This window comes from Streptomyces sp. NPDC005794 (assembly GCF_042871445.1).
Classification (GTDB): domain Bacteria; phylum Actinomycetota; class Actinomycetes; order Streptomycetales; family Streptomycetaceae; genus Streptomyces.
In genome coordinates this window covers 305893-328670 of record NZ_JBIAIN010000003.1, presented here as the reverse complement: position 1 = coordinate 328670, position 22778 = coordinate 305893, and the positions used below count along the sequence as shown (strand labels likewise).

Here is a 22778-nt window from a genome sequence, read left to right as displayed (position 1 = left end):
GAAACGGGGGTTCGCCGGGCATGGAGCACCTGCTGTGTGGAGTCTTCAACCACTTTGCGATCACCCGCCAGACCTGACGGGGAATGTTTGCTCAAACGTGATGCTGCCAAGAGGCTTCCGTTATCCGGACAACCATGCTTGGTGAGCGTACGTCTCGGTCACTAATCCGCTATAACGGGCATGACGCCCGACTGCGTTGTACAGGTGACTAATTGACCGGCGGTCCGGAGCGGAGACCGGAGCCACGATCCGGGACCGCGGTCACGCTTCCCTCAGTACGCGCGCGGTGCCGGGCCGGTGGCCGGCGGATAGCCGTAGCCGGGGGGCGCGGGTGCCGGGGCGTGGGCCTCGCGGTCGTAGAACGGCCGGGCGTTGGCGTTGAGCCACATCGCGACGGGGTCGTACTCGTCGGACAACGAGACCGTGGAGACGGGCAGACCGTCGGGGACCACGCCGATCGACTGCTGCATCATCGCGCGGACCGCGTCGACGGACGGACGGCCGGTGTCGTAGAGGTCGAGCCCGATCGCGAGGTACGGGACGCCGAGCGCGGGCTGCACCCAGGCGCGGCGCAGCGCGCGGACAGCCGGGGTGCGGTGGGCGTTCTGCGTCAGCAGGGCGTAGAACTGCGGGATCTCGATGGCGGGTTCGGAGAGCCGCAGCGGTCCCGCGGGCATCCGGTCGAGGCCGGTGGCGATGCGGCGCAGGTCCAGCCACGGGATGCCGACGCCGCCGCCGGGAGCGTGCGGGTTGAGCCAGATGCCCCAGCGGTCGGGGAAGAGGGCGCGGGCGATGTCGCGGCCGGTGGTCACCTCGTGGGCCCTGTTCCAGCCGCTGGCCGAGAGCTCCTGGGCGGAGGTCACACACGGGGCGTAGCCCTGGCCCTCGATCTCCATGTTGCCGTACTGGGCGTCGGGGGAGCCCGCCATGCCGTGCCAGAGCAGCATCCACACCGGGCCGTCCGCCAGGGACCGCAGGAGCGCCTCGTACGCGTCGAGCCGCCCGGGGGTCACTTGGCGAAGCATGTGCTCGACCTGCCCGGCCGCCGCGGTGCCTGACGCACTCACCCTGGTCCCGCCCCTCATCGATCCGCTGTTCCCGCATGCTGCACGGTGCTGTGGTGCCGCTCCCGGGCACACGGGGCGGCCTCGCCATCCAACCAGCTTATGCGCCGCCCCTGACACCGGCTTGACGCCACGTGGCAGCAGGGGCTGCCGAGTTCAGTACCCGTCGCGCCGGTAGAACGGGCGTACCTTCTCCATCATCCAGTCACCGACCGGGTCCTGCGCCACGTCGAGCAGGAGGAGGTTGACCTGCCAGGGCGCCTGCACACGGCCCAGCGCGCGGCCCAGGGCTTCCAGCGGGACGCTCTGCTCCGCGGCGTCCCGTACGGCGAACTCGACGCCGACGAAGAGGACGGGGCTGTCGCCCTCGATGCTGGCCAGTGCCCGGCGCGCGGTGCTCACCACGCCGGTCCCCTGGAATTCGGCGGACACCGCGGCCAGGAAGTCGACGGGGTCCTCCTTCCAGTCGGGCTCGTACAGCCGCACCCGGCCGCCGCTCGCGGGACCGTCCAGCGGGGTGCGCCCGGCCCGGCAGAGCTCGGCGACGGCGGGCGGCGGCAACGGCATCCCGACGGCCCCGCCCGGGTTGACCGCCATACCGAGCTGCGGGGGAAGGCCACGGGCGAACTCGCGTGCGGGCGCGACGGTGAAGGAGAGATGGGTGCCGACGCACTGGAGGAACTGCGCCTCGGAGCTGAACACGGGGACGTACGCACCACCGCCGATGTCGACCGTCGGCAGGTCGAGATCGGCGCTGTCGGGCCCACCGCCGTTCGGCAGGGGCACCCAGATCTGGCTGCGGCCGAGTACCTCGACCAGCCGTCCGCCCGCCCCGGGTACGCCGAGCGAGGCGCTGAGCACTTCTTCGAGCTCGTTGGCCGGCCATCCCTGCGGTGGGTGCGACGGGGCCTGGGCCTGAGCCGGAATGTCCACGGTGTATGTGTCCCTTTCTCGCCATGCTGTGCGGCTGAAACCTTAGACCGGCCCGCGCGTCGAAGGCAGCGCCGCAGGCGGGAGCCGCGTCCCGGCCCGCCGCACGGTCCAGATTCCGGACAGCCCGGGGGAGGTCCGCGAACTGTGCGTATGCGAACGGTGACACCTCGGGCCGCGCCGCCGCGCCCCCCTGGGAGGCGTGGTCACTCCTGCGGGAGCCGCGCCTCCGGGAAGGAGATCCTGTCGATCGCGGCCGCCGTCTCCCGGTCGAGCAGCACCGCCGAGGCACACCCCGGCGGCAGCACACCGCTCCGGGTGTCGCGCAGCAGCCGTCCGACCGCGCGCCGGTGCCGGGCGAACGCGTATCCCGACACCCCACGGCCCCGCTCCCGCTGCCCCTGCCTGGCCACCCGAGGGGTGACGTCGAGCAGGACGAGATGGAGCGCGCTGCCACGGCGCAGGGCCTCGCGCGCCAGCCAGCGCCGCACCCAGGCCTGCGTGCCGCAGTCGTGCACGACGACGGATCCGCCCGACCGCAGGGCCCGCCACAGCCCGGCGTAGTGCGCGGCGCGCACCAGGGGGCGGTAGAGGGCGTACGGGAGTAACCGGGGCAGCCTGGCCGCCCAGCGGTCCCTGGTGTCCTGGGAGTCGATCGCGTATTCCTGGACCGCCCGCCGGATCAGCGTCGACTTCCCGCTGCCGGGCAGCCCCGAGACCACCACCACATCACCGGCCGCGAAGTCCAGACCCCGCGGCCCGCGGCCACCGCTGCCCCGCAGATCACGCACCACCGGTGCGGGCCCGCCCCTCCGCTCCCGGGCGGGCCCGCCCGGCTGCTGGGGCATCGCACCGCGTGCCGCTCCCGCGGTAGTCGCGTAGTGCTGCAACGTCATCGCCTTCCCCCTGCCGAGTCCCCCACTGACCTGCCCAAGAAGTGTAAAGAAAAGGTAATGCGGCACAACCGGTTCCACCCGCACGTGTCGGGACCGGGGCCGGCCCCGACCGCGACGCCCCACTCTCCCCCAATGCGTGCGATGATGACCCCGCCAACTGCATACCGGCCGTTTGAATCCGCGCGGGAGAGTCCCGGTCACTGTGTGCGCCGGGCGCCGAAGGAGCAAGTTCCTCCCTTGAATCTCTCAGGCCCCGTACCGCGTGGATGAGGCAGATCTGAAAAGCGGGCCGCTCTGCGGCTCCACCCAAGGTGCAAGCCGAACCTGACAGGGCTGTCCCGGTCAGGACCCTTTCAGGGGCTCTCGGCGAACCTCTCAGGTTCCGATGACAGATGGGGAGGGATCCACCCCCTGTCGTCATGCCCTGGAGCCATGTCCATGAGCACTGCCCCCCGTCTCACCGCCCTCGACGCCCTGCATCGGTCCCTGGGCGCGACCATGACCGACTTCGCGGGCTGGGACATGCCGCTGCGGTACGCCAGTGAGCGCGACGAGCACAACGCCGTACGCACCCGGGCGGGCCTGTTCGACCTGTCGCACATGGGCGAGATCACCGTCACCGGGCCGCAGGCGGCGGCCTTCCTGAGCTATGCGCTGGTCGGCAACATCGCCACCGTCGGCGTGGGCCGGGCGCGCTACACGATGATCGTCGCGGAGGACGGCGGGATCCTGGACGACCTGATCGTCTACCGCCTCGGCGAGCCCGAGGCCCCCGAGTACCTGGTCGTCGCGAACGCGGGCAACGCCCAGCTCGTCCTGGACACCCTCACCGAGCGCGCCGAGGGCTTCGACACCGAGGTCCGGGACGACCGCGACGCGTACGCGCTGCTCGCCGTCCAGGGCCCCGACTCCCCCGCCGTACTGAAGTCGGTCACGGACGCCGACCTGGACGGACTGAAGTACTACGCCGGACTCCCCGGAACGGTCGCCGGAGTCCCCGCGCTCATCGCCCGTACGGGCTACACCGGCGAGGACGGCTTCGAGCTCTTCGTGGCCCCCGCCGACGCCGAGCAGCTGTGGAAGGCCCTGACCGAGGCCGGTGCGCCGTACGGCCTGATCCCCTGCGGGCTCTCCTGCCGCGACACGCTCCGCCTGGAGGCGGGCATGCCGCTGTACGGCCACGAGCTGACCACCGCGCTGACACCCTTCGACGCGGGCCTGGGCAGGGTCGTGAAGTTCGAGAAGGAGGGCGACTTCGTCGGCCGCGAGGCCCTGTCGGCCGCAGCGGAGCGGGCGGAGACCTCCCCGCCCCGCAAGCTCGTCGGCCTGGTCGCCGAGGGCCGCCGGGTGCCGCGCGCCGGTTATCCCGTCGTGGCCGGCGGGGAGGTCGTCGGCGAGGTCACCTCCGGCGCGCCGTCGCCCACCCTGGGCAAGCCGATCGCCATGGCCTACGTGGACGCGGCCCACGCCGCGCCCGGCACCGAGGGTGTCGGGGTCGACATCCGGGGCACGCACGAGCCGTACGAGGTCGTGGCGCTGCCCTTCTACAAGCGCCGTAAGTGACGCGGCGCGGCGCGCACGGGGCACGGCGCGCCGGGCACGTGACGCATTCGTGTCTCACACCGTAAGACCACCGTTCATCAGCACTCCCCCGCGTACAGGAGAATTCAGGTCATGAGCAACCCCCAGCAGCTGCGGTACAGCAAGGAGCACGAGTGGCTGTCGGCCCTCGAGGACGGCGTGGCCACGGTCGGCATCACCGAGTTCGCGGCCAACGCGCTCGGTGACGTCGTCTACGCCCAGCTCCCGGAGGTCGGTGACACGGTGACCGCGGGCGAGACCTGCGGTGAGCTGGAGTCGACCAAGTCGGTCAGCGACCTGTACTCGCCGGTGACCGGCGAGGTGACCGCGGCCAATCAGGACGTCGTGGACGACCCGTCGCTGGTGAACTCCGCCCCCTTCGAGGGCGGCTGGCTGTTCAAGGTGCGCGTCGCGGAGGAGCCGGAAGACCTTCTCTCCGCCGACGAGTACACCGCGTTCTCCGGCAACTGAGACCCCAAGGGACCCACTGATGTCGCTTCTCAACTCCTCCCTCCACGAGCTGGACCCGGACGTCGCCGCCGCCGTCGACGCCGAGCTCCACCGTCAGCAGTCCACCCTCGAGATGATCGCCTCGGAGAACTTCGCTCCGGTCGCGGTCATGGAGGCGCAGGGCTCCGTCCTCACCAACAAGTACGCCGAGGGCTACCCCGGCCGCCGCTACTACGGTGGCTGCGAGCACGTCGACGTGGTCGAGCAGATCGCGATCGACCGCATCAAGGCGCTCTTCGGCGCCGAGGCCGCGAACGTCCAGCCGCACTCGGGTGCGCAGGCCAACGCCGCCGCGATGTTCGCGCTGCTGAAGCCGGGCGACACGATCATGGGTCTGAGCCTGGCCCACGGCGGTCACCTGACCCACGGCATGAAGATCAACTTCTCCGGCAAGCTCTACAACGTGGTCCCGTACCACGTCGACGACACCGGCGTCGTGGACATGGCCGAGGTCGAGCGCCTCGCCAAGGAGTCGAAGCCGAAGCTCATCGTGGCCGGCTGGTCCGCCTACCCCCGCCAGCTGGACTTCGCCGCCTTCCGCCGCATCGCGGACGAGGTCGGCGCGTACCTGATGGTCGACATGGCGCACTTCGCGGGCCTGGTCGCCGCGGGTCTGCACCCCAACCCGGTGCCGCACGCCCACGTCGTCACCACCACCACGCACAAGACCCTCGGCGGTCCGCGCGGTGGCGTGATCCTGTCGACGCAGGAGCTCGCCAAGAAGATCAACTCGGCGGTCTTCCCCGGTCAGCAGGGCGGCCCCCTGGAGCACGTGATCGCGGCCAAGGCCGTCTCCTTCAAGGTCGCGGCGACCGAGGAGTTCAAGGAGCGCCAGCAGCGCACCCTGGACGGTGCCCGCATCCTCGCCGAGCGCCTGGTGCAGCCGGACGTCACCGAGGTGGGTGTCTCCGTCCTCTCCGGCGGCACGGACGTCCACCTGGTCCTGGTCGACCTGCGCAACTCCGAGCTGGACGGTCAGCAGGCCGAGGACCGGCTCCACGAGCTGGGCATCACGGTCAACCGGAACGCCATCCCGAACGACCCGCGGCCCCCGATGGTCACCTCGGGTCTGCGGATCGGTACGCCGGCCCTGGCCACCCGTGGCTTCCAGGCCGAGGACTTCACCGAGGTCGCCGAGATCATCGCGGCCGCGCTGAAGCCCGCGTACGACGCCGACGCCCTGAAGGCCCGTGTGACCGCGCTGGCCGAGAAGTTCCCGCTGTACCCCGGCGTCAAGTAGTCACCCGCCGTTTGCACGCAGGGTGGGGGCATCGCGCACACTGAACACAGTGAGCCCGGTGCCCCCACCCCTTTGCCCCGCGCTCCCGGGCCCACCCGGCCCGTCCCGCACCACCCGGCGGACAACGACGTCCACCAACGCCTTAGGAGTACCCCCGTGGCCCTCTCGGTCTTCGACCTCTTCTCGGTCGGCATCGGTCCGTCCAGTTCCCACACGGTCGGCCCGATGCGCGCGGCCCGCATGTTCGCCCGCCGCCTCAAGAACGAGGGCCTGCTGGCCCACACCGCGTCGATCCGGGCCGAGCTGTACGGCTCGCTCGGCGCGACCGGCCACGGCCACGGCACCCCCAAGGCCGTCCTGCTGGGCCTGGAGGGCGAGTCGCCCCGCACGGTCGACGTCGAGGGCGCCGACGCCCGCGTCGAGGAGATCCGCGCCTCGGGCCGCCTCAACCTCCTCGGCATGCACGACATCCCGTTCGACGCCGACGAGCAGCTGGTCCTGCACCGGCGCGAGGCCCTGCCGTACCACGCCAACGGGATGACGGTCCTCGCGTACGACCACGAGGGCGCCCCGCTCCTGGAGAAGACGTACTACTCGGTGGGCGGCGGCTTCGTCGTCGACGAGGACGCCGTGGCCGGCGAGAACCCGATCGTCCCGGACGACACCGTCCTGAAGCACCCCTTCCGCACCGGCGACGAGCTGCTGAGGCTCGCCCGGGAGACCGGCCTGTCCATCTCCTCGCTCATGCTGGAGAACGAGAAGGCCTGGCGTACCGAGGACGAGATCCGCGCCGGTCTGCTGGAGATCTGGCGCGTCATGCAGGCCTGCGTCGCACGCGGCATGTCCCGCGAGGGCATCCTGCCCGGCGGTCTGAAGGTCCGCCGCCGCGCCGCGAACTCGGCCCGCCAGCTGCGCGCCGAGGGCGCCCCCCAGACGCACGCGATGGAGTGGATCACCCTCTACGCGATGGCCGTCAACGAGGAGAACGCCGCCGGCGGCCGTGTCGTCACCGCCCCGACCAACGGCGCGGCGGGCATCATCCCCGCCGTCCTGCACTACTGGATGAACTTCGCGGCGGACGGCTGCACCGAGGCCGAGAAGGACGACGGCGTGGTCCGCTTCCTGCTGGCCGCCGGCGCGATCGGCATGCTCTTCAAGGAGAACGCCTCCATCTCCGGCGCCGAGGTCGGCTGCCAGGGCGAGGTCGGCTCCGCCTGCTCCATGGCCGCCGGCGCCCTCGCCGAGGTCCTGGGCGGCTCCCCCGAGCAGGTGGAGAACGCCGCCGAGATCGGCATGGAACACAACCTGGGCCTGACCTGCGACCCGGTGGGCGGCCTCGTCCAGATCCCGTGCATCGAACGCAACGGCATGGCGGCGGTCAAGGCGGTCACGGCCGCCAAGATGGCGCTGCGCGGCGACGGCAGCCACAAGGTCTCCCTGGACAAGGTCATCAAGACCATGAAGGAGACCGGCGCCGACATGTCCGTGAAGTACAAGGAGACGGCGCGGGGCGGGCTCGCGGTGAACATCATCGAGTGTTAGGCACGTCCGTCCTGGTCAGCGCGTTCACGCCGTTCAGCGCTGGTCGGTGCCGGCTGGTCGGGAGTTCTTGGCGCCTCCACCGGAGGTGACGGCTGACCGGACGCGCGTCGGTCGCCGACGAACCACCGCTACAGGTCATCGCCCGGCGGGGGGCACGCTCATCGCCAGGAGCGCGGTGTCGTCGTCGAGCCCCTCGCCGAACGAGCCCAGGAGTGCGGTGAGCGCTTCGACGGCACCGGGAGCCGAGGTGGGTGCGAGGGCCCGCGCGAAGTCCAGGAGCGCTTCGTCGCCGTAGCGTTCGCCCGCGCCCGTCGTACGTGCCTCGGTCAGACCGTCGGTGTAGAGCAGCAGCGTGTCCCCGGGCCCCAGGTCCACGGTGGCCGTGGTGAACTGCGCGTCCGGTACGACTCCGACCAGCTGACCGCCCGGCGTGGACACGTAGTCGGCGCTGCCGTCGGACCGCAGGAGCACAGCCGGCGGGTGGCCGCCACTGGCCAGGACGACATGGAATCCCCCGTCGTCCGCCCGGAGGGTGAGCAGGCCGAAGATCACGGTGCAGAAAGGCGGTTCGTCTTCCTGGAAATCGTGGTTCAGCACGGTGTTGAGGTTGGCCAGGACCGTGGCCGGTACCGGATCGGAGACCGCCGCGGCTCGCAGGGTGTACCGCGCCAGGGACGTCACCACGGCCGCGTCCGCGCCCTTGCCGCGCACGTCACCCATGAAGAACCCCCAGCGTCCGGCGGCCAGCGGGAACAGGTCGTAGAAGTCCCCGCCCACCTCGTCGGGGGATGCGAAGTGGTACCGCGCGGCGACGTCCAGGCCCGGAACCGGCTGGAGGGCCGGCGGGATCAGGGTGCGCTGCAGTGTCGAGGCGAGGCGCTGCACGCGTTCGCGGTCGTGCTCGGCCGCCTGCCGGGCCCGTAGGAGTTCGCGCTCGTAGGTACGTCTGTCGCGGGCGTCCAGGAGGGTGGTGCGGATCAGCAGTGGTTCGCCGTCGCCGTCCCGCTTCACGGTGGAGGTGACCAGGACGGGCAACCGGCTGCCGTCTGCGGCCTTGAGCTCCAGGGCGATGCCGCTGACCTCGCCCTGCATGCGCAGCAGCGGTGAGAAGTGCGTCTCGTGGTACAGCCTGCCGCCGATGGTCAGCAGGTCGGAGAACCGCCTGTGGCCGATCAGCTCCTCGCGACGGTGGCCGAGCCATCTCAGCAGGGTTCCGTTGACCTTGGCGATCCGCCCGTCCATGAGTGTGGAGAGGTAGCCGCACGGCGCGTTCTCGTACAGGTCCTCCGCGCTGTCCTCCAGCAGGGCGGAGAACGGCAGCTGTTCCTGCACACGGTCTCCCGCCGCCCAGGACGCGTCGGATCCCTCGCCGCCCGGGCCCACCCTCACGGCCCCTGCACGAAGTCGATGATCGCTCGGGCCGTCTCCTCGGGGGCGCTCAGCTGCGGGCAGTGGCCCGTGGAGTCCAGGGTGACCAGTTCGCTGCCGGGGATCTGCGCGTGGACGAAGGCGCCCACCTCTCGCGGGGCGATCGTGTCGTGCGCGCTCTCGGCGATGAGCGTCGGAACGGTCACCTCGGCGAGATCCGCCCGGTTGTCGGACAGGAAGGTCGCTCTGGCGAAGGCCTTGGCGATCTCCGGATCCGTTCGGCAGAAGCTGTTGGTCAGTTCCTCACCCAGTTCGGGGCGCTCCGGGTTTCCCATGATCACCGGTGCCATCGTCGCGGACCAGCCCAGGTAGTTGCTGTCCAGCGACTCGAGCAGCTCGTCGATGTCCTGCTCGCTGAATCCGCCCCGGTAGTCGCCGTCGTCGATGTACGACGGCGACGGAGTGAGCAGGATCAGCTTGTCGAAGAGCCCGGGCTCCCGCACGGCGGCAAGGACGCCGATCATGGAACTGACCGAATGCCCGACGAAGGCCACGGGTCCGAGGCCGAGCTCCTGGCAGATCTCGATCACGTCCTGCGCGTAGCCGTCCAGGGTGGAGTACCGCTCGGGGCTCCAGGAGGACACGTCCGAGCGCCCCGCCCCCACATGATCGAAGAGGACCACCCGGAAGCGCTCCTCCAATGCGGGCGCGACCAGCCGCCACAGGTTCTGATCGCATCCGAATCCATGGGCCAGCATCACCACCGGGCCGCTCTCCCGGCCCGTCACCGATACCCGGTTCCTTTTCCGGACGTCCATAAGAACATCCTGACACTCCCGGCGCTTGACGGCCTGATCTCCCGGAGGAGGACGGCCCACCAGCACTTGACACCCACGACCCGCGATGACCATCATTCCATTAATTGACTAATGGAATTGAGGCGGAGACAAGGTGACGGAGACGAGCGATCCGGGCGGCAGCCCGGGCTCATGGGCCCTGGAGGCCTACGGGCTGGGTAGGCGTTACCGGCGCGGCTGGGCGCTGCGGGACTGTTCCTTCCGGCTGCCGGCCGGGCGGATCTGCGGCCTCGTCGGGCCCAACGGGGCGGGGAAGAGCACCCTGTTGCGCCTGGCGTCCCGTCAGGTGACGCCGACACAGGGCGAACTGCGGGTGTTCGGCGTACCGGTGGATGACCCCGGGGTGATGCCGAGGTTCGCGTTCCTCGGGCAGGACAAGCCGATGTTCAAGCGGTTCAGCGTGGCGGAGACGCTGCGGATCGGCGGGGAGCTCAACCCCGGCTGGGACGGGGCGGCGGCCGAGCGGATCGTGCGCGGGGCCGATGTGCCGATGGGCGCAGCGGTCGGGACGCTCTCCGGTGGGCAGCGCACGCGGGTCGCCCTCGCGCTGGCCTTCGGCAAGCGCCCGGATCTGCTGCTGCTCGACGAGCCGATGGCGGATCTCGACCCGCTGGCCCGCGACGAGATGAGCACCCTGCTGATGGCCGAGGCCGTCGAGCGCGGCACCACGGTGGTGATGTCCTCGCACATCCTGGCCGAGCTGGAGGACATGTGCGACTACCTGCTGGTCGTCGCCGACGGCCGGATCCGGATGGCCGGTGACGCCGACGCGCTGGTCCCGGCACACACCCTGGTGACCGGGCTGGCCGAGGACGGTGACCTGCCCGCCGCCCTGGCCCGTCACACGGTCATCGAGAAGCGCGTGCAAGGGCGGCAGTTCCAGGCGATGGTGCGGACCGACGGCCCGCTGCCCGGGGACTGGCAGGTGGCCGAGCCCAGCCTGGAGGAAGTGCTGCTCGCGCACCTGCGCTCACCGGACGCCCCCGCGCTGTACACACCCGGCGCGCAGATCGAGACCGAAGGGACCAGGGTCGCATGAGCACCACCCTGACCGGTACCCCGACCGCGCGTACCGCCCGTCCGAGGATGCTGCGCGGGCTCACCTGGCTGGTCCTGCGTCAGCACCGGACCACACTGCTCTGCGTCCTCGCCCTGACGGTGCTCGGCTCGCTCTGGATCGTGTACCAGCGCGCACAGCTGGCCGACGCGCTCGCCGCCGCCGGCTGGCCCGGGAAGACCGTGCCGCAGCCTGTGGTCGGCGACAGCTACAGCCGGCTCACCTCTTGGCTGAGTCTGCTGCCCGGCATCCTCGCCGTCTTCTTCGGCGCCCCGTTGATCGCCGCCGACCAGGAGCAGGGCACCGCGCAACTCGTCACCACGCAGTCCGTGACGCGCCGCCGCTGGCTCGTCGCGAAGCTCGGCTGGTGCCTCCTGATCACCCTGGTGGCCTGCTCGCTGCTCTCCGCGGTCTTCAGCTGGTGGTGGCGGCCCCACCGTTCGGTCCTCCCGGACATCTGGATGGACACCTCGGTCTTCGACACCACCGGCCCCGTCCTGCCCGCGCTCGCCCTGTTCCTGACCGCGGCCGGCTTCACGATCGGCATCCTGGTCCGCCGGGTCCTGGCCTCCATGGTCGCCACCTTCGTCTTCTGTGTGGCCGCGCAGACTGCCTGGGCCATGCTCCGGGTCCACCTGGCCGCGCCGCGCACGCTCACGTATCCGCTGGACGCCGAATACCCCGCGCGCCTCGATGACGCGTACGAGGTGGACCGCTGGGTCGGGACCGCCGACGGCCGCCTGCACGGATGGGGTTCGTGCGCCGAGGCGACCGAGAAGGCCACGAACGCGTGCATCGAGAAGCTGGGCATCGTCAACAACGTCTACGAGTTCCTCGAGTACGACCAGATGGCCGCCATGCAGTGGACCGGCGCCGGCATCCTGCTGGCCGGCACCGCCGTGCTGACCGCGTTCGCCCTGTGGTGGGCCTCCCGGCGTCCCCTGTAGGGCAGGGCCCGCTCCTCTACGTAAAATGTCATCCATCGAGCGGAAGGTGATGTCCGTGGTCGTGTTCCGCATCGACCGGCGCAGCGGAGTGGCGACGTATCTCCAGATCGTCCGGCAGGTCGAACAGGCCCTGCGGATGGGCGCGCTGGAGGAAGGTGACCGGCTGCCCACCGCGGCGCAGGTCGCCGCCACCACCAAGGTCAACCCGAACACCACGCTCAAGGCCTATCGCGAGCTGGAGCGTGCGGGGCTCGCCGAGGTGCGCCAGGGGGCGGGGACGTTCATCACCCGCACCCTCGCCGAGCCGGGGGCCGGACCCGAGTGGCCGCTGCGTACCGCACTGAACGCATGGCTGCACCAGGCGCGCGACGAGGGCCTGGGCGGCGAGGAGGTGCAGGCCCTTTTCCGGGCCGCCTTCGAGGCCGCTTATCCCTCCGCCCCGCAGAGCTGAGCGCTCGGCCGCTCAGGGGCGCGGCGGCGACGGATCCGAAGCCCTCCGCCGGCACGAAGGGCCTGCGCGAAGGGCCGGACCACCGCTGCCGGTCCGGTGCGGGTCAGGCCTTGTTCTGCGAGGCCCAGAACTCGTCGAACGTGAGCTCACCGTCGCCGTTGCCGTCGTGCGCGTTGATGACGGCCTGGGCGACCGTCTCGGTGACGTAGGGGTCACCGAGCTGCGCCATCGCGCTCTTGTACTCGGCCGCCGTGATGCTGCCGTCGCCGTTCTGGTCGAAGCGCTCGAATGCCTTGCGTGCCGACTCGATGTCCGCCACTGTTCCGCCCCTTCGTTAAGCGTCCTTGACGAAGGTCAGATTATCCGGCACCCCGGGCGGCGGATCCGGCGGGCGACGGCGCCCCGGCCGTCCCCCTGTGCCGGTCAGCGGAAGACGCCGGTGTGGCCGAGCGAGTAGCGGCCCGGCTGCGGGTAGACCGCCAGTCCGTGCGGGCCGCTGCCGACCGGGATCCTGGCCAGCTGCTTGCCGCTCGTGGTGTCGATCGCGTACACCTCGGCGTCGTACCGCCCGGAGAGCCAGAGCACCTTGCCGTCGGCCGACACACCACCCATGTCCGGGCTCCCGCCGTCGGGGAGGTGCCACTTCGCGGCGAGCTCGTTCCTGGCGAAGTCGAAGACGGACACGGAGCCCTCACCCCGGTTGGTGATGTACATCTTCCTGGAGTCCCGGCTGACGTAGAGCCCGTGGGCACCCTTGCCGGTCGGCAGCAGCTTCGGTGTGATGAACCCCTTGCTGTCGAGCACCCACATGCCGTGCGCCATCATGTCGGCGATGTAGAAGGTCGTGCCGTCCGGGGAGAGCTTCACATCCTGCGGCATCGCGCCCTGCAGCGGCAGCTTCTGCTGTCCGACGACCTTCATCTTCTCCGTGTCGACCTTGAGCAGTTCACCGGAGAACTCGCAGGAGACGATGAAGTACCGGCCGTCCGCAGAGAAGTCCGCGTGGTTGACGCCCGCGCAGTCCACCGGCACGGTTCTGGCGACCTTCATGGTTTGCGGGTCGCGGAAGACCAGTTCGCGGTCCATCGAGGCCATGACGACGGCGTACTTGCCGTTCGGGGTGAAGTACAGGTTGTACGGGTCGGAGACATCGACCGTCCGGCCGGCCTTCCCGGTGGCCGGGTCGATCGCGGTGAGGCTGTCGCCGAGGTCGTTGTTGACCCAGAGCGTCTTCAGGTCCCAGGAGGGCACGACGTGCTGCGGCTGGTTGCCGACGGGAATGGTCTCGATGACCTTGTACGTCGCCGGGTCGATCACCGACACCGTGTTGGAGCTGGTGTTGGGGACGTAGACGCGGGAGGGGAAGCCCTTGACGGCCGGGGCCAGCTTTCCGGCGCGGTCCGCCGCGTAGACGTCCCTGGGGTCGAGCACCGGCGGCATCCCGGGCAGCCCGGGCGGGGGTGCCTGCTTGTCGGGCGGGGCGGCGGCCTCGGTGCGGGCGGGATCGGGGCGGCCGTGGTCCGCGGGGGCGGCGCAGGCGGCGAGCGCGGCGACGAGCACGGCGGCGGCGGTGAGGGTGCGCGAGGAGGGAAGCATCAGGTCAAGAGCTCCGTGGTGGTCACCGCGCGCAGTTGGCGCCGGCCGATCTCGGTGAGGAGGAGGGGCAGTGCCGCAACGGTGTCCCGGTAGCCGAAGTGCAGGCTCACCACGGAGCCGTTGCGGAGTTCGCCGGCGACCTTGCGGGTGACGGCCGCGACCCCGGGCGAGGTGAAGTCGAGGGAGTCCACGTCGTAGGACAGGACGTGCGGGTATCCGGCCCGGCGCGCGAGGTCCTGGACCAGCGGGGTGGCGTACCTGGCTCGTGAGGGCCTGAACCAGGTGCCGATCGAACCGGTGAGCCGGCGCAGACGCTGGGCGCAGCCGGTGATCTCCTCGTACGCCCGTGTCCCGTCCATCGCGTTGATGTCGAGGTGGCCCTGAGTGTGGTTGCCGAGTTCATGGCCGCCGTCGAGGATCCGGCGGGCCATGCCGGGGTACTGGTCGAGCCACGCGCCGACGGCCAGGACGGTGAGCCGGGCGCCGGTCCGTTCGGCTTCGGTGAGCACGGCGCGGGCCAGGGCGGGGTCGCCGTGGCCGTGGAAGGTGAGGGCGACGCGGGGACGGTCGCGGGGGCCGTGCTCGATCTGGACGGGCTGCCCGGGGAGGCGGCGCGGGGTGGCGGCCGGGCGAACGGCGCCGTGGGCCTTCTCCGCGCTCCGGGTGCTGTCGGCGCTCTGTTCCTTCGGGGCCGGCGGCTTCGGGGTTCCGTCCGGCGTGCAGCCCGCGGCGGTGGTGCCTGCCAGGAACACTCCGGCGGCCGTGCGCAGGGCGCCGCGACGGGGTACCGGTGTCCTGCGACCGTCCATGGCCGTCCACCTCGCGGGTCGGTTCGGGTGCTGTTTCCCCGATGCCCGAGACACAGTAGGACGAAATGAGCGGAAATTCGGGAGCAACCGGGCACGGTCACTCCCGTAGGCGATCAATGAATCACCGAGAAAACCAAGAGGTGTGCAAATAATGCCAGGCGCGTGACTCATCACACCTATGATTCATAAATCATATGAACCATTTACTACGGAATTGCCCGTTTTGCGGCTTTGACTCCAAGGTCGTCCGTCTGCCATAGTCGGGGACACGACCTCCTCCGACCCGAGCCAGGTCCCTCGTGCGGCCGTGGACACACCCCCCATTCCACGGCCCCCTCAGACGCCCCCGACGCGCCACACCCAGGCCGCGACCGGGGGCTTCTGCGTGTCAGCGGTCGGCGGTGCGCATCTCGAACCATGTGGTCTTCCCGCGCGGCAAGAGATCCACACCCCACCTGTCGGAGAGCTTGTCGACCAGGAAGAGGCCTCGCCCGCTGACGTCCATCTCACGAACCGGCATCAGGCACGGCAGCCCGCGCGAGGGGTCGCGCACCTCGATCCGGACCCAGCCGCGACGACGTAACATCCGCAGGCCGAAAACCCGCGCTCCGGTATGTCGCACAGCGTTGCCCACCAGCTCGGAAACCAGTAGCACACCGTGTTCGGCGGCCTGCGGGGGAAGCTGCCACTGGCGCAGCATCACGCACGAAGTGATCCGCCGGGCAGTCGCGGCGGACTCCGGACGGGAGGGAAGCCGGACTTCACTCTCCGTCGGATTTCCGAACAACTCCAGCACTTTGAACGCCTGTTCGTCTTCGACGGCGGCCGTCCGGCGTGCCGCTGTCGCACTGCCGCGCGGTCGCGGCTGTTCCACACCCTCCAGGCCCGCCATGCCCACCATCATGGCCGCACAGAACGCTCTCCGTGACCGTTCCAACAGATCCCTCTCCCGGAACCAGTCATTCCGCGCCGGTTCTCCGGCATGTGCCAGAGGCGGAATGAAAGTCCGCACAGCCGAGCCGACCTGCGAGGACAGCGGAAGGCCGAGTAGGTGTACAAGCGGCGCGACCGCCGGGCCTCAGGGCTCCCCTAGGGCGTGTTTCGGAAGTCCCGCCTGTCCGGCGACGTCTGGCACGCACGCTCGCCGCGTTGTCGGGATCACCCCGATACACCAGTATCGGGGCGACCCTCCGCCTTGCGATCGCACGCACCAGACGCCGCCGGCCCCGCCCTCCGGGCGGACGGCGCTACTTCCGAAACACGCCCTAAGGCCCAGCCGATCCGCCCGCACGGATGAACGCGCGGCCCCGCGTGCGCGACTCACTCCCGGTCAGAGGAATCGGGCCTTGCCCGGGCCTTCCTCCACGAAGCTGCGCATGCCGCGCTCCCGGTCCTCCGTGGCGAACAGGCCCGCGAACCAGTTCCGCTCGATCGCGAGCCCGGTGTCGATGTCCGTCTCCAGCCCGGCGTCCACGGACTCCTTGGCCGCCCGCAGTGCCAGGGCCGGCCCCCGGGCCAGCCGGGCGGCCCAGGCACGCGCTTGCCCGTACACCTCGGCGGCGGGCACCACGCGGTCCACCAGCCCCATCGCCAGGGCCTCCTCGGCCTTCACCTGACGGCCCGTGAAGATCAGGTCCTTGGCCCTGGACGGACCCACCAGCCGGGCCAGGCGCTGGGTACCGCCGGCGCCGGGAATCACCCCCAGGAGGATCTCCGGCTGGCCGAGCTTGGCGTTGTCCCCGGCGATCCTGAAGTCGGCACAGAGCGCCAGCTCGCAGCCTCCGCCCAGCGCGTAGCCGGTGACGGCCGCGACGACGGGCTTGGGGATGCGTGCCACCGCGGTGAAGGACTCCTGCAGGGCCTTGGAGCGCACGACCATCGCCGCGTGGTCCATCGCCTGCATCTCCTTGATGTCCGCGCCCGCCGCGAACACCTTCTCGCCGCCGTAGAGGATCACGGCCCGTACGTCGTCGCGCCGGCCCGCCTCCTCGGCGAGCTCGCGCAGCCGGTCCTGGACGGCCACGTCCAGGGCGTTCATCGGCGGACGGTCCAGCCGGATCGTGCCGACGTTGTCGCTTACTTCGAGGGTTACGGTCATGGGAAGCAGGTTAACCGTCGCTAACGACGGCGGGCCCGGTGCCGTTGGTCACAGCACCGGGCCCGCTTCCCACGTCAGCGGTGGGGATCTACTTGATCCACTCCGACCAGTCCATGTTCCAGCCGTTGAGGCCGTTGTCGGGCTGGATCACCTTGTCCTTGGAGTTCTTGACGACGACGACGTCGCCGATCAGGGAGTTGTCGAAGAGCCAGGCGGCGGGTGTCTTGCTGTCCCAGGCGCCTCGCACGTCACGCAGACCGACGCAGCCGTGGCTGGTGTTGGTCGAGCCGAAGATGCTCGACGCGCCCCAGTAGTTGCCGTGGATGAAGGTGCCCGAGGTCGACAGACGCATCGCGTGCGGCACGTCCTTGATGTCGTACTCGCCGCCGAAGCCGACGGTGTCACCGTTCATCCGGGTCACCTTGAGCTTCTCGCTGATGACCATCTGCCCGTTGTACGTGGTCGTGGCCGGCGCGCCCGCGGAGATCGGGATGTCCTTGATCTGCTTGCCGTCACGGACCACCTTCATCCGGTGGGAACTCGCGTCGACCGTGGAGACCTGGCTGCGGCCGATGGTGAACTCGACCGTCTTGGCCTGCTTCCCGTAGACCCCCGGCCGTCCCTCGACACCGTCGAGGTCGAGGCGCAGCTTCACCTTGGTGCCCGCCGCCCAGTAGTTCTCGGGGCGGAAGTCGAGACGGTCGTTGCCGAACCAGTGGGGCTCGATCCGCACGGCGGGCTCCGCCGTCACGCTGATCGCCCGCTCCACGGCCTCGGGGTCGGTGATGCCCCGGGTGAAGTGGATCGACACCGGCATGCCCACGCCGACGGTCGAGCCGTCCTCGGGGGTGTACTGACCGATGAACGTGTTCTTCGGTACCAGCGTCGTGAAGCTGGTGTCCTTCGCCGACTGGCGGCCCTTGTCGTCCTTGGCGACCGCGTGCACCGTGTACTTGGTCGCGGCGGCCAGGTGACGGTCGGGCACCCAGCTCAGGCCGTCCTTCGCGATCTTGCCCGCGACTTCCCTGCCCTTGGGGTCCGCGACCTTCACCGTGCTCAGCTTGCCCTCGGCCGCCGAGACCTTCAGCGCCCCGCTGGTCGCCACGTCGTCGGCGCCGTCCTTGGGCGCGATGGTCACCACCGCCTGCGAGGCGCTGGTGTCATCGACCTTCGCACCCGCTTCCTCACCGTCCTTGCCGGCGGCGCTCCCGCCGCACGCGGTCACCAGCAACAGCAGCGCGCCCAGTACCAGTGCGAGAAGTCCGCGGGACCCTCGCCCGCGCCGCTCCCCGCTCGTTCCGGCCCATGCCCCCGATATCGGCTGCCCGTTCAATGTGGTCGTCTCCCCTCGCACGGCCTGGCCCCGCCATGGCCCCGCACCCCCGCGCGCTGTTCATGCACGCTCGGCGCAAGATAATCACACCGCACGTCGGGAGAACTCCCCCAGATTGTCACCGTTCGGTCCCAAGTCGTCCTCAACCACCGTCGGGTGGCCCCGGAGAGCGGGTCTCCGGGACCTTCCCAGGTCGGAACGAGGGTCAGCGCAGGGCGGAACCGGCCTTCCACCGGCCCCAGTCGAGGTTCCAGCCGCCCAGGCCGTTGTCCGGGGCTACGGTCCTGTCCGCGGAGTTGACCACCTCGACCACGTCGCCGATGAGCGTCCGCTCGAAGAACCAGCCGGCCGGGCTGTCCGAGCTGCCGCCCTTCACGTCACGCAGCCCGATACAGCCGTGGCTGGTGTTCTCGGAGCCGAAGATGTCCGGGGCCTCCCAGTAGTTGCCGTGGAGGAAGGTGCCCGACTTCGTCAGCCGGATGGCGTGGGGCACGTCCTTGATGTCGTACTCACCGCCGAACCCCACGGTGCTGCCGTCCATGCGGGTCACCTCGTGCAGCTCGGAGACGACCATCTTCCCGTTGTACGTGGTCCTCTTCGCCGCGCCCGCCGTGATCGGCACGGTGCTGACGATCTCGCCGTCCCGGCGCACCTCCATGGTGTGCGCCTCGGCGTCCACCAGTGACGTCTGGGAGCGGCCCACCCGGAAGGTCACCTTCTTCTGCTGACTGCCGTACACCCCCGGCGCGCCCTGCACGTCGCGCAGGCCCACATCGACGGTGACCTCGGTGCCCGGTTCCCAGTAGGTGGCGGGCCGGAAGTCGAGCCGGTCCTTCCCGAACCAGTGGCCGACCACCTCGACCTCGGGCTTCGTGGTGATCCTGATGGCCTTCTCCACCTCGGCACGACGGGTGACGGGCCGGTTGAAGGCGAAGGACACGATCATGCCGGTGCCCACGGTGGACCGGTTCTCCGGCTTGAAGTAGCCGATGAAGCGGTCCTTGGGGACCAGGGTGGTGAAGGTGGTATTGCGGGCCGAGCGGTGGCCGTCGCCGTCGACGGCGACCGCCTCCACGCTGTACTTCCCGGCCAGCCCGAGCCGGTATCCCCCGTCCTGTGGGGACCATGACCGGCCGTCCTTCGCGATGCGGCCGGGTACCTCCTGGTGGTCCGCGTCCTCCGTCCGGGTCACCTTCACCCGCTCTAGCCGTCCGTCGGGGACGGTCACCTCGAGCCGGCTGTCCGCGCCGATGTTCTCGGCGCCGTCCTCGGGGACGATCCGGATGGCGTCCCCGGGTGAGCGGTTGTCCCCGAAGAACGACGTCGCCTCGGTGCAGCCCGTCAGCAGGGCCAGCACGGTGAACAGTCCTGCCCATGTCAGCACGGCGGCCGAACCCGCCCGTGCTCTCTTCGCTACGTGGTTCACGCTCCCCCCAACGACGGGGCCGCCCCGGGGAAACGTGAGTGCGGGCCCCCTGGTGGGCAGAACGAAGGGGAGGACACCGCCAGGAAGGCCGCGGCCGGGACGCCGCGTACTCCTTCTGCCGGGTGACCGCTCCTACGAGCCGCAGGAGGCTGAAGGTGTCGAGCACAGCCGAGCAGGAGGAAACGCCGCGTACGACGGGGCGGGCGGTGACGACCGGACCGGCCACGGGAGACGACGTCGACGAACCACCCGTATGGCCGGGTGCCCCGATGCCGCTGGGAGCCCGCTTCCGGGTCGGGCCGGACGGTGTGGCGGGCACCAACTTCGCCCTCTGGGCGGGCGGGGCCGAGGCCGTCGCGCTCTGCCTCTTCGACGAACGGGGAGCCGAGACCCGGCTCCCGCTGACCGAGCTGACCCATGAGATCTGGCACGGCTTCGTGCCAGGCGTACGCGCGGGACAGCGCTACGGCTACCGGGTGCACGGCCGCTGGGACCCCTGGACCGGGGCCCGCTGGAACGCGGCGAAGCTGCTCCTCGACCCGTACGCCCGCGCGGTGGACGGGTCGTTCAGCCTTCCGGCCGAGGTGTACGGCCATGTGAGGGACTGGCCCGAGCAGCATGTCGCCGACACCGTGCGCGACGACCGGGACTCGGCGCCGTACGTGCCCAAGGCGGTCGTGGTGCATGACGACGACGACTGGGCCGAGGACCGCAGGCCCAAGACCCCGTGGGCCGACTCGGTCATCTACGAGCTGCACGTACGCGGCTTCACCAAGCTCCACCCCGACATCCCGCCCGAGCTGCGCGGCACCTACGCGGGACTCGCCCACCCCGCCGCGATCGATCACCTCCGCCGTCTCGGGGTGACCGCCGTCGAACTGCTCCCGGTCCACCAGTTCGCCCACGAGGACCATCTGCTGCGGCGCGGGCTGCACAACTACTGGGGCTACAACTCGATCGGCTACTTCGCCCCGCACGCGGGCTACGCGGCGAGCGGCACGACGGGTCAGCAGGTCGGCGAGTTCAAGCAGATGGTGCGCGCCCTGCACGACGCCGGGATCGAGGTGATCCTCGACGTGGTCTACAACCACACCGCGGAGGCCGGCGAGCTCGGCCCCATGCTGTCCCTGCGGGGCATCGACAACCGCGGCTACTACCGCCTCCAGCCGGACGCCCGCCGCTACGCGGACTACACCGGCTGCGGCAACACCCTGCACGTGGTGCAGCCGCAGGTCCTCCGGCTGATCACGGACTCGCTCCGCTACTGGGTGACGGAAATGGGCGTCGACGGCTTCCGCTTCGACCTGGCGGCGGCCCTCGCCCGCTCGATGCACGACGTGGACATGCTCTCCCCGTTCCTGGCGGTGATCGCCCAGGACCCCGTACTGCGCCGGGTCAAGCTGATCGCCGAACCGTGGGACGTCGGCAACGGCGGTTACCAGGTGGGCGCGTTCCCACCGCTGTGGACGGAGTGGAACGACCGCTACCGGGACGCCGTGCGCGACTTCTGGCGCGGCGCCCTGCCCGACGTGCGCGACATCGGCTACCGGCTCACCGGGTCCAGCGACCTGTACGCCTGGGGCGGCAGGCGCCCGTACGCCTCGGTCAACTTCGTCACCGCGCACGACGGTTTCACCCTGCGCGACCTGGTCAGCTACGAGCACAAGCACAACGAGGCCAACGGCGAGGGCAACCGCGACGGCACGGACGACAACCGCGCCTGGAACGGCGGCGCCGAGGGTGAGACCGACGACCCCGCCGTCAACGCCCTGCGCCGCCGGCAGCTGCGTAACCTCCTGACGACGCTGCTCCTGTCGACCGGGGTGCCGATGCTGGTGGCGGGCGACGAGATGGGCCGTACCCAGGGCGGCAACAACAACGCCTACTGCCAGGACAACGAGGTCAGCTGGCTGGACTGGTCGCTCCTGGAGGAGCCCCGGTGGCGGGAGCTGACCGAGCTGACCGCCCGGGTGCTGGCCCTGCGCCACCGCCATCCGGTGCTACGCCGCCGGGCCTTCTTCGCCGGGACACCGCAGGCCCCGGACGGCCTGCGGGACCTGGCGTGGTTCACCGCGCAGGGCGCGGAGATGACGGAGGGCGACTGGTACGCACCGGCCGCGACGCTCGGTCTCTACCTCTCCGGGCGTGACATCCCGGGCCGGGACGCCCGGGGCGAGCAGATCACCGACGACAGCTTCCTGGCGGTCCTGCACGCGGACCACCGGCCCCGCGACTTCCTGCTCCCCGGCCCGCCCTGGGCCCAGGCCTACGAACTGGTCCTGGACACCTCGCGCGAGCAGCAGTCCACGGCCCCCGGCACCCTCCACCGGGGCGGCACCGCGCTGACGGTTCCGGGCAGGTCGGTGATGCTGCTGCGGGTGGCGGAGTGAGGGACGCCCTCCCGTACCGGCCGGTCTCAGCCGAGGATGCCGCGCTCGTAGGCGACGGCGACGGCCGCCGCGCGGTCCTTGGCGCCCAGCTTGGCGAAGACATGGGTCAGGTGGGTCTTCACGGTCGCCTCGCTGATGAACAGCTCGGCGGCGATCTCCCGGTTCGAGGTGCCCTTGGCCACGAGCCGGAGCACCTCGCACTCACGTGCGGAGAGCGACTCATGACCGGCTGCCGCCGGGGTGCGCACCCGGGAGACGAGCCGTGAGGCGACGGCCGGGGACAGGACCGTGCGGCCGTCGGCTGCGGCGCGTACGGCGGTGAACAGCTCGTCCCGGGGCGCGTCCTTGAGCAGGTAGCCGGTCGCGCCCGCCTCGATCGCGGGCAACGTGTCCGAGTCCGTGTCGTACGTGGTGAGGACGAGCACCTGGGACCGCACGCCGAGCCGGGTCAGTTCGGCGATGGCCGCCACTCCCCCGCCGCCCGGCATCCGCAGGTCCATCAGCACGACGTCGGGGTCCAGGCGGGTGGCGAGCTCGACGGCGGCCACTCCGTCGGCCGCCTCGCCGAGTACCTCGAAACCGGGGGCCGAGGCGAACATGCCGCGCAGACCGTCCCGTACGACGGGGTGGTCGTCGACGACGAGAAGGGTGATGACGCGCGCGGTTCCCGGGGCATCGGTCAT

General features: G+C 70.6%; 21 protein-coding genes and 1 riboswitch. Of the genes, 8 read left to right on the top strand and 13 right to left on the bottom strand.

All coding sequences use genetic code 11. The features are described from left to right. Window positions 1-272: 272 nt before the first annotated feature. From ACFYQ5_RS06185 to ACFYQ5_RS06175, 3 genes are all read right to left on the bottom strand, one after another. Entirely contained in the window at window positions 273-1067 is a 795-nt protein-coding gene (locus ACFYQ5_RS06185) for an enhanced serine sensitivity protein SseB C-terminal domain-containing protein (RefSeq protein ID WP_389193824.1), read from the bottom strand. A gap of 153 nt (window positions 1068-1220) precedes the next feature. After that, on the bottom strand, window positions 1221-1997 hold the full coding sequence (locus ACFYQ5_RS06180; RefSeq protein WP_389193821.1) for an enhanced serine sensitivity protein SseB: 777 nt from the start codon (window positions 1995-1997) through the stop codon (window positions 1221-1223). 203 nt (window positions 1998-2200) lie between these two features. Then, the gene (locus ACFYQ5_RS06175; RefSeq protein WP_389193818.1) at window positions 2201-2890 is read right to left on the bottom strand and encodes an AAA family ATPase; all 690 of its coding nucleotides are present in this window, start codon (window positions 2888-2890) and stop codon (window positions 2201-2203) included. Between the two features lie 173 nt (window positions 2891-3063). After that, a riboswitch (glycine riboswitch) is annotated at window positions 3064-3161 on the top strand. A gap of 167 nt (window positions 3162-3328) precedes the next feature. On the opposite strand from ACFYQ5_RS06175, the gene gcvT reads away from it, so the two are divergent. From gcvT to ACFYQ5_RS06155, 4 genes are all read left to right on the top strand, one after another. Beyond that, window positions 3329-4453 carry a glycine cleavage system aminomethyltransferase GcvT gene (gene gcvT / locus ACFYQ5_RS06170; protein WP_389193815.1) on the top strand — a complete coding sequence of 375 codons (1125 nt, stop codon included), beginning with the start codon at window positions 3329-3331 and terminating at the stop codon, window positions 4451-4453. Between the two features lie 111 nt (window positions 4454-4564). Next, complete coding sequence (gcvH, locus tag ACFYQ5_RS06165) at window positions 4565-4942, top strand: glycine cleavage system protein GcvH (RefSeq protein ID WP_351275341.1); 378 nt, start codon at window positions 4565-4567, stop codon at window positions 4940-4942. A 19-nt stretch (window positions 4943-4961) separates the two neighbouring features. Further along, the gene (glyA, locus tag ACFYQ5_RS06160) at window positions 4962-6221 is read left to right on the top strand and encodes a serine hydroxymethyltransferase (protein ID WP_389193811.1); all 1260 of its coding nucleotides are present in this window, start codon (window positions 4962-4964) and stop codon (window positions 6219-6221) included. 156 nt (window positions 6222-6377) lie between these two features. Then, entirely contained in the window at window positions 6378-7763 is a 1386-nt protein-coding gene (locus ACFYQ5_RS06155) for an L-serine ammonia-lyase (protein WP_389193808.1), read from the top strand. A gap of 135 nt (window positions 7764-7898) precedes the next feature. Here the strand turns inward: ACFYQ5_RS06155 and ACFYQ5_RS06150 are convergent, their stop codons facing one another. Then, a complete protein-coding gene (locus tag ACFYQ5_RS06150) occupies window positions 7899-9152 on the bottom strand; it encodes a PP2C family protein-serine/threonine phosphatase (protein WP_389193805.1) in 1254 nt (417 codons plus the stop codon). Continuing rightward, window positions 9149-9949 carry an alpha/beta fold hydrolase gene (locus ACFYQ5_RS06145; RefSeq protein ID WP_389193802.1) on the bottom strand — a complete coding sequence of 267 codons (801 nt, stop codon included), beginning with the start codon at window positions 9947-9949 and terminating at the stop codon, window positions 9149-9151. Before ACFYQ5_RS06145 ends, ACFYQ5_RS06150 begins: the two co-directional genes overlap by 4 nt. A gap of 133 nt (window positions 9950-10082) precedes the next feature. Between ACFYQ5_RS06145 and ACFYQ5_RS06140 the strand changes: the two genes are divergently transcribed. Genes ACFYQ5_RS06140 through ACFYQ5_RS06130 form a run of 3 tightly spaced genes read left to right on the top strand, consistent with a single transcriptional unit; the run spans window position 10083 to window position 12443 of the window. After that, window positions 10083-11027, top strand: a complete 945-nt coding sequence (locus tag ACFYQ5_RS06140) for an ABC transporter ATP-binding protein (RefSeq protein ID WP_389193798.1) — start codon at window positions 10083-10085, stop codon at window positions 11025-11027. Beyond that, window positions 11024-11992 (top strand): ABC transporter permease subunit, encoded by a 969-nt coding sequence (locus ACFYQ5_RS06135; protein ID WP_389193795.1) that lies wholly within the window; start codon window positions 11024-11026, stop codon window positions 11990-11992. Before ACFYQ5_RS06140 ends, ACFYQ5_RS06135 begins: the two co-directional genes overlap by 4 nt. 25 nt (window positions 11993-12017) lie before the next feature. Next, window positions 12018-12443 (top strand): GntR family transcriptional regulator, encoded by a 426-nt coding sequence (locus ACFYQ5_RS06130; protein ID WP_389193792.1) that lies wholly within the window; start codon window positions 12018-12020, stop codon window positions 12441-12443. A gap of 103 nt (window positions 12444-12546) precedes the next feature. On the opposite strand, the gene ACFYQ5_RS06125 is transcribed toward ACFYQ5_RS06130, so the two are convergent. The 7 genes from ACFYQ5_RS06125 to ACFYQ5_RS06095 all read right to left on the bottom strand — a co-directional run bounded on the left by ACFYQ5_RS06125 (window position 12547) and on the right by ACFYQ5_RS06095 (window position 19705). Continuing rightward, window positions 12547-12762 carry an EF-hand domain-containing protein gene (locus tag ACFYQ5_RS06125; protein WP_203182564.1) on the bottom strand — a complete coding sequence of 72 codons (216 nt, stop codon included), beginning with the start codon at window positions 12760-12762 and terminating at the stop codon, window positions 12547-12549. A gap of 104 nt (window positions 12763-12866) precedes the next feature. After that, complete coding sequence (locus ACFYQ5_RS06120) at window positions 12867-14039, bottom strand: hypothetical protein (RefSeq protein ID WP_389193789.1); 1173 nt, start codon at window positions 14037-14039, stop codon at window positions 12867-12869. Next, window positions 14039-14848, bottom strand: coding sequence for a polysaccharide deacetylase family protein (locus ACFYQ5_RS06115; protein ID WP_389193786.1), 810 nt, complete (start codon window positions 14846-14848; stop codon window positions 14039-14041). The genes ACFYQ5_RS06120 and ACFYQ5_RS06115 overlap by 1 nt, the downstream gene beginning before the upstream one ends. 388 nt (window positions 14849-15236) lie before the next feature. Continuing rightward, window positions 15237-15752 carry an ATP-binding protein gene (locus tag ACFYQ5_RS06110; protein WP_389193784.1) on the bottom strand — a complete coding sequence of 172 codons (516 nt, stop codon included), beginning with the start codon at window positions 15750-15752 and terminating at the stop codon, window positions 15237-15239. 426 nt (window positions 15753-16178) lie between these two features. Further along, a complete protein-coding gene (locus ACFYQ5_RS06105; protein ID WP_389193781.1) occupies window positions 16179-16946 on the bottom strand; it encodes an enoyl-CoA hydratase/isomerase family protein in 768 nt (255 codons plus the stop codon). A gap of 88 nt (window positions 16947-17034) precedes the next feature. After that, window positions 17035-18279 carry an Ig-like domain-containing protein gene (locus tag ACFYQ5_RS06100; protein WP_389193778.1) on the bottom strand — a complete coding sequence of 415 codons (1245 nt, stop codon included), beginning with the start codon at window positions 18277-18279 and terminating at the stop codon, window positions 17035-17037. 205 nt (window positions 18280-18484) lie between these two features. After that, window positions 18485-19705 carry an Ig-like domain-containing protein gene (locus tag ACFYQ5_RS06095; RefSeq protein WP_389193775.1) on the bottom strand — a complete coding sequence of 407 codons (1221 nt, stop codon included), beginning with the start codon at window positions 19703-19705 and terminating at the stop codon, window positions 18485-18487. Window positions 19706-19911: 206 nt separating this feature from the next. Between ACFYQ5_RS06095 and glgX the strand changes: the two genes are divergently transcribed. Beyond that, window positions 19912-22095 carry a glycogen debranching protein GlgX gene (glgX, locus tag ACFYQ5_RS06090; protein WP_389194248.1) on the top strand — a complete coding sequence of 728 codons (2184 nt, stop codon included), beginning with the start codon at window positions 19912-19914 and terminating at the stop codon, window positions 22093-22095. Window positions 22096-22121: 26 nt separating this feature from the next. On the opposite strand, the gene ACFYQ5_RS06085 is transcribed toward glgX, so the two are convergent. Further along, a complete protein-coding gene (locus tag ACFYQ5_RS06085; RefSeq protein WP_389193772.1) occupies window positions 22122-22778 on the bottom strand; it encodes a response regulator in 657 nt (218 codons plus the stop codon).

Bases quoted from the DNA above. Each gene is read 5' to 3' on its own strand.
- glyA (WP_389193811.1), top strand. From the start codon at position 4,962: ATGTCGCTTCTCAACTCCTCCCTCCACGAGCTGGACCCGGACGTCGCC.
- gcvH (WP_351275341.1), top strand. From the start codon at position 4,565: ATGAGCAACCCCCAGCAGCTGCGGTACAGCAAGGAGCACGAGTGGCTG.
- gcvT (WP_389193815.1), top strand. From the start codon at position 3,329: ATGAGCACTGCCCCCCGTCTCACCGCCCTCGACGCCCTGCATCGGTCC.
- ACFYQ5_RS06110 (WP_389193784.1), bottom strand. From the start codon at position 15,752: ATGATGGTGGGCATGGCGGGCCTGGAGGGTGTGGAACAGCCGCGACCG.
- ACFYQ5_RS06145 (WP_389193802.1), bottom strand. From the start codon at position 9,949: ATGGACGTCCGGAAAAGGAACCGGGTATCGGTGACGGGCCGGGAGAGC.
- ACFYQ5_RS06175 (WP_389193818.1), bottom strand. From the start codon at position 2,890: ATGACGTTGCAGCACTACGCGACTACCGCGGGAGCGGCACGCGGTGCG.
- ACFYQ5_RS06085 (WP_389193772.1), bottom strand. From the start codon at position 22,778: ATGACCGATGCCCCGGGAACCGCGCGCGTCATCACCCTTCTCGTCGTC.
- ACFYQ5_RS06135 (WP_389193795.1), top strand. From the start codon at position 11,024: ATGAGCACCACCCTGACCGGTACCCCGACCGCGCGTACCGCCCGTCCG.
- ACFYQ5_RS06115 (WP_389193786.1), bottom strand. From the start codon at position 14,848: ATGGACGGTCGCAGGACACCGGTACCCCGTCGCGGCGCCCTGCGCACG.
- ACFYQ5_RS06105 (WP_389193781.1), bottom strand. From the start codon at position 16,946: ATGACCGTAACCCTCGAAGTAAGCGACAACGTCGGCACGATCCGGCTG.
- ACFYQ5_RS06120 (WP_389193789.1), bottom strand. From the start codon at position 14,039: ATGCTTCCCTCCTCGCGCACCCTCACCGCCGCCGCCGTGCTCGTCGCC.
- ACFYQ5_RS06130 (WP_389193792.1), top strand. From the start codon at position 12,018: ATGTCATCCATCGAGCGGAAGGTGATGTCCGTGGTCGTGTTCCGCATC.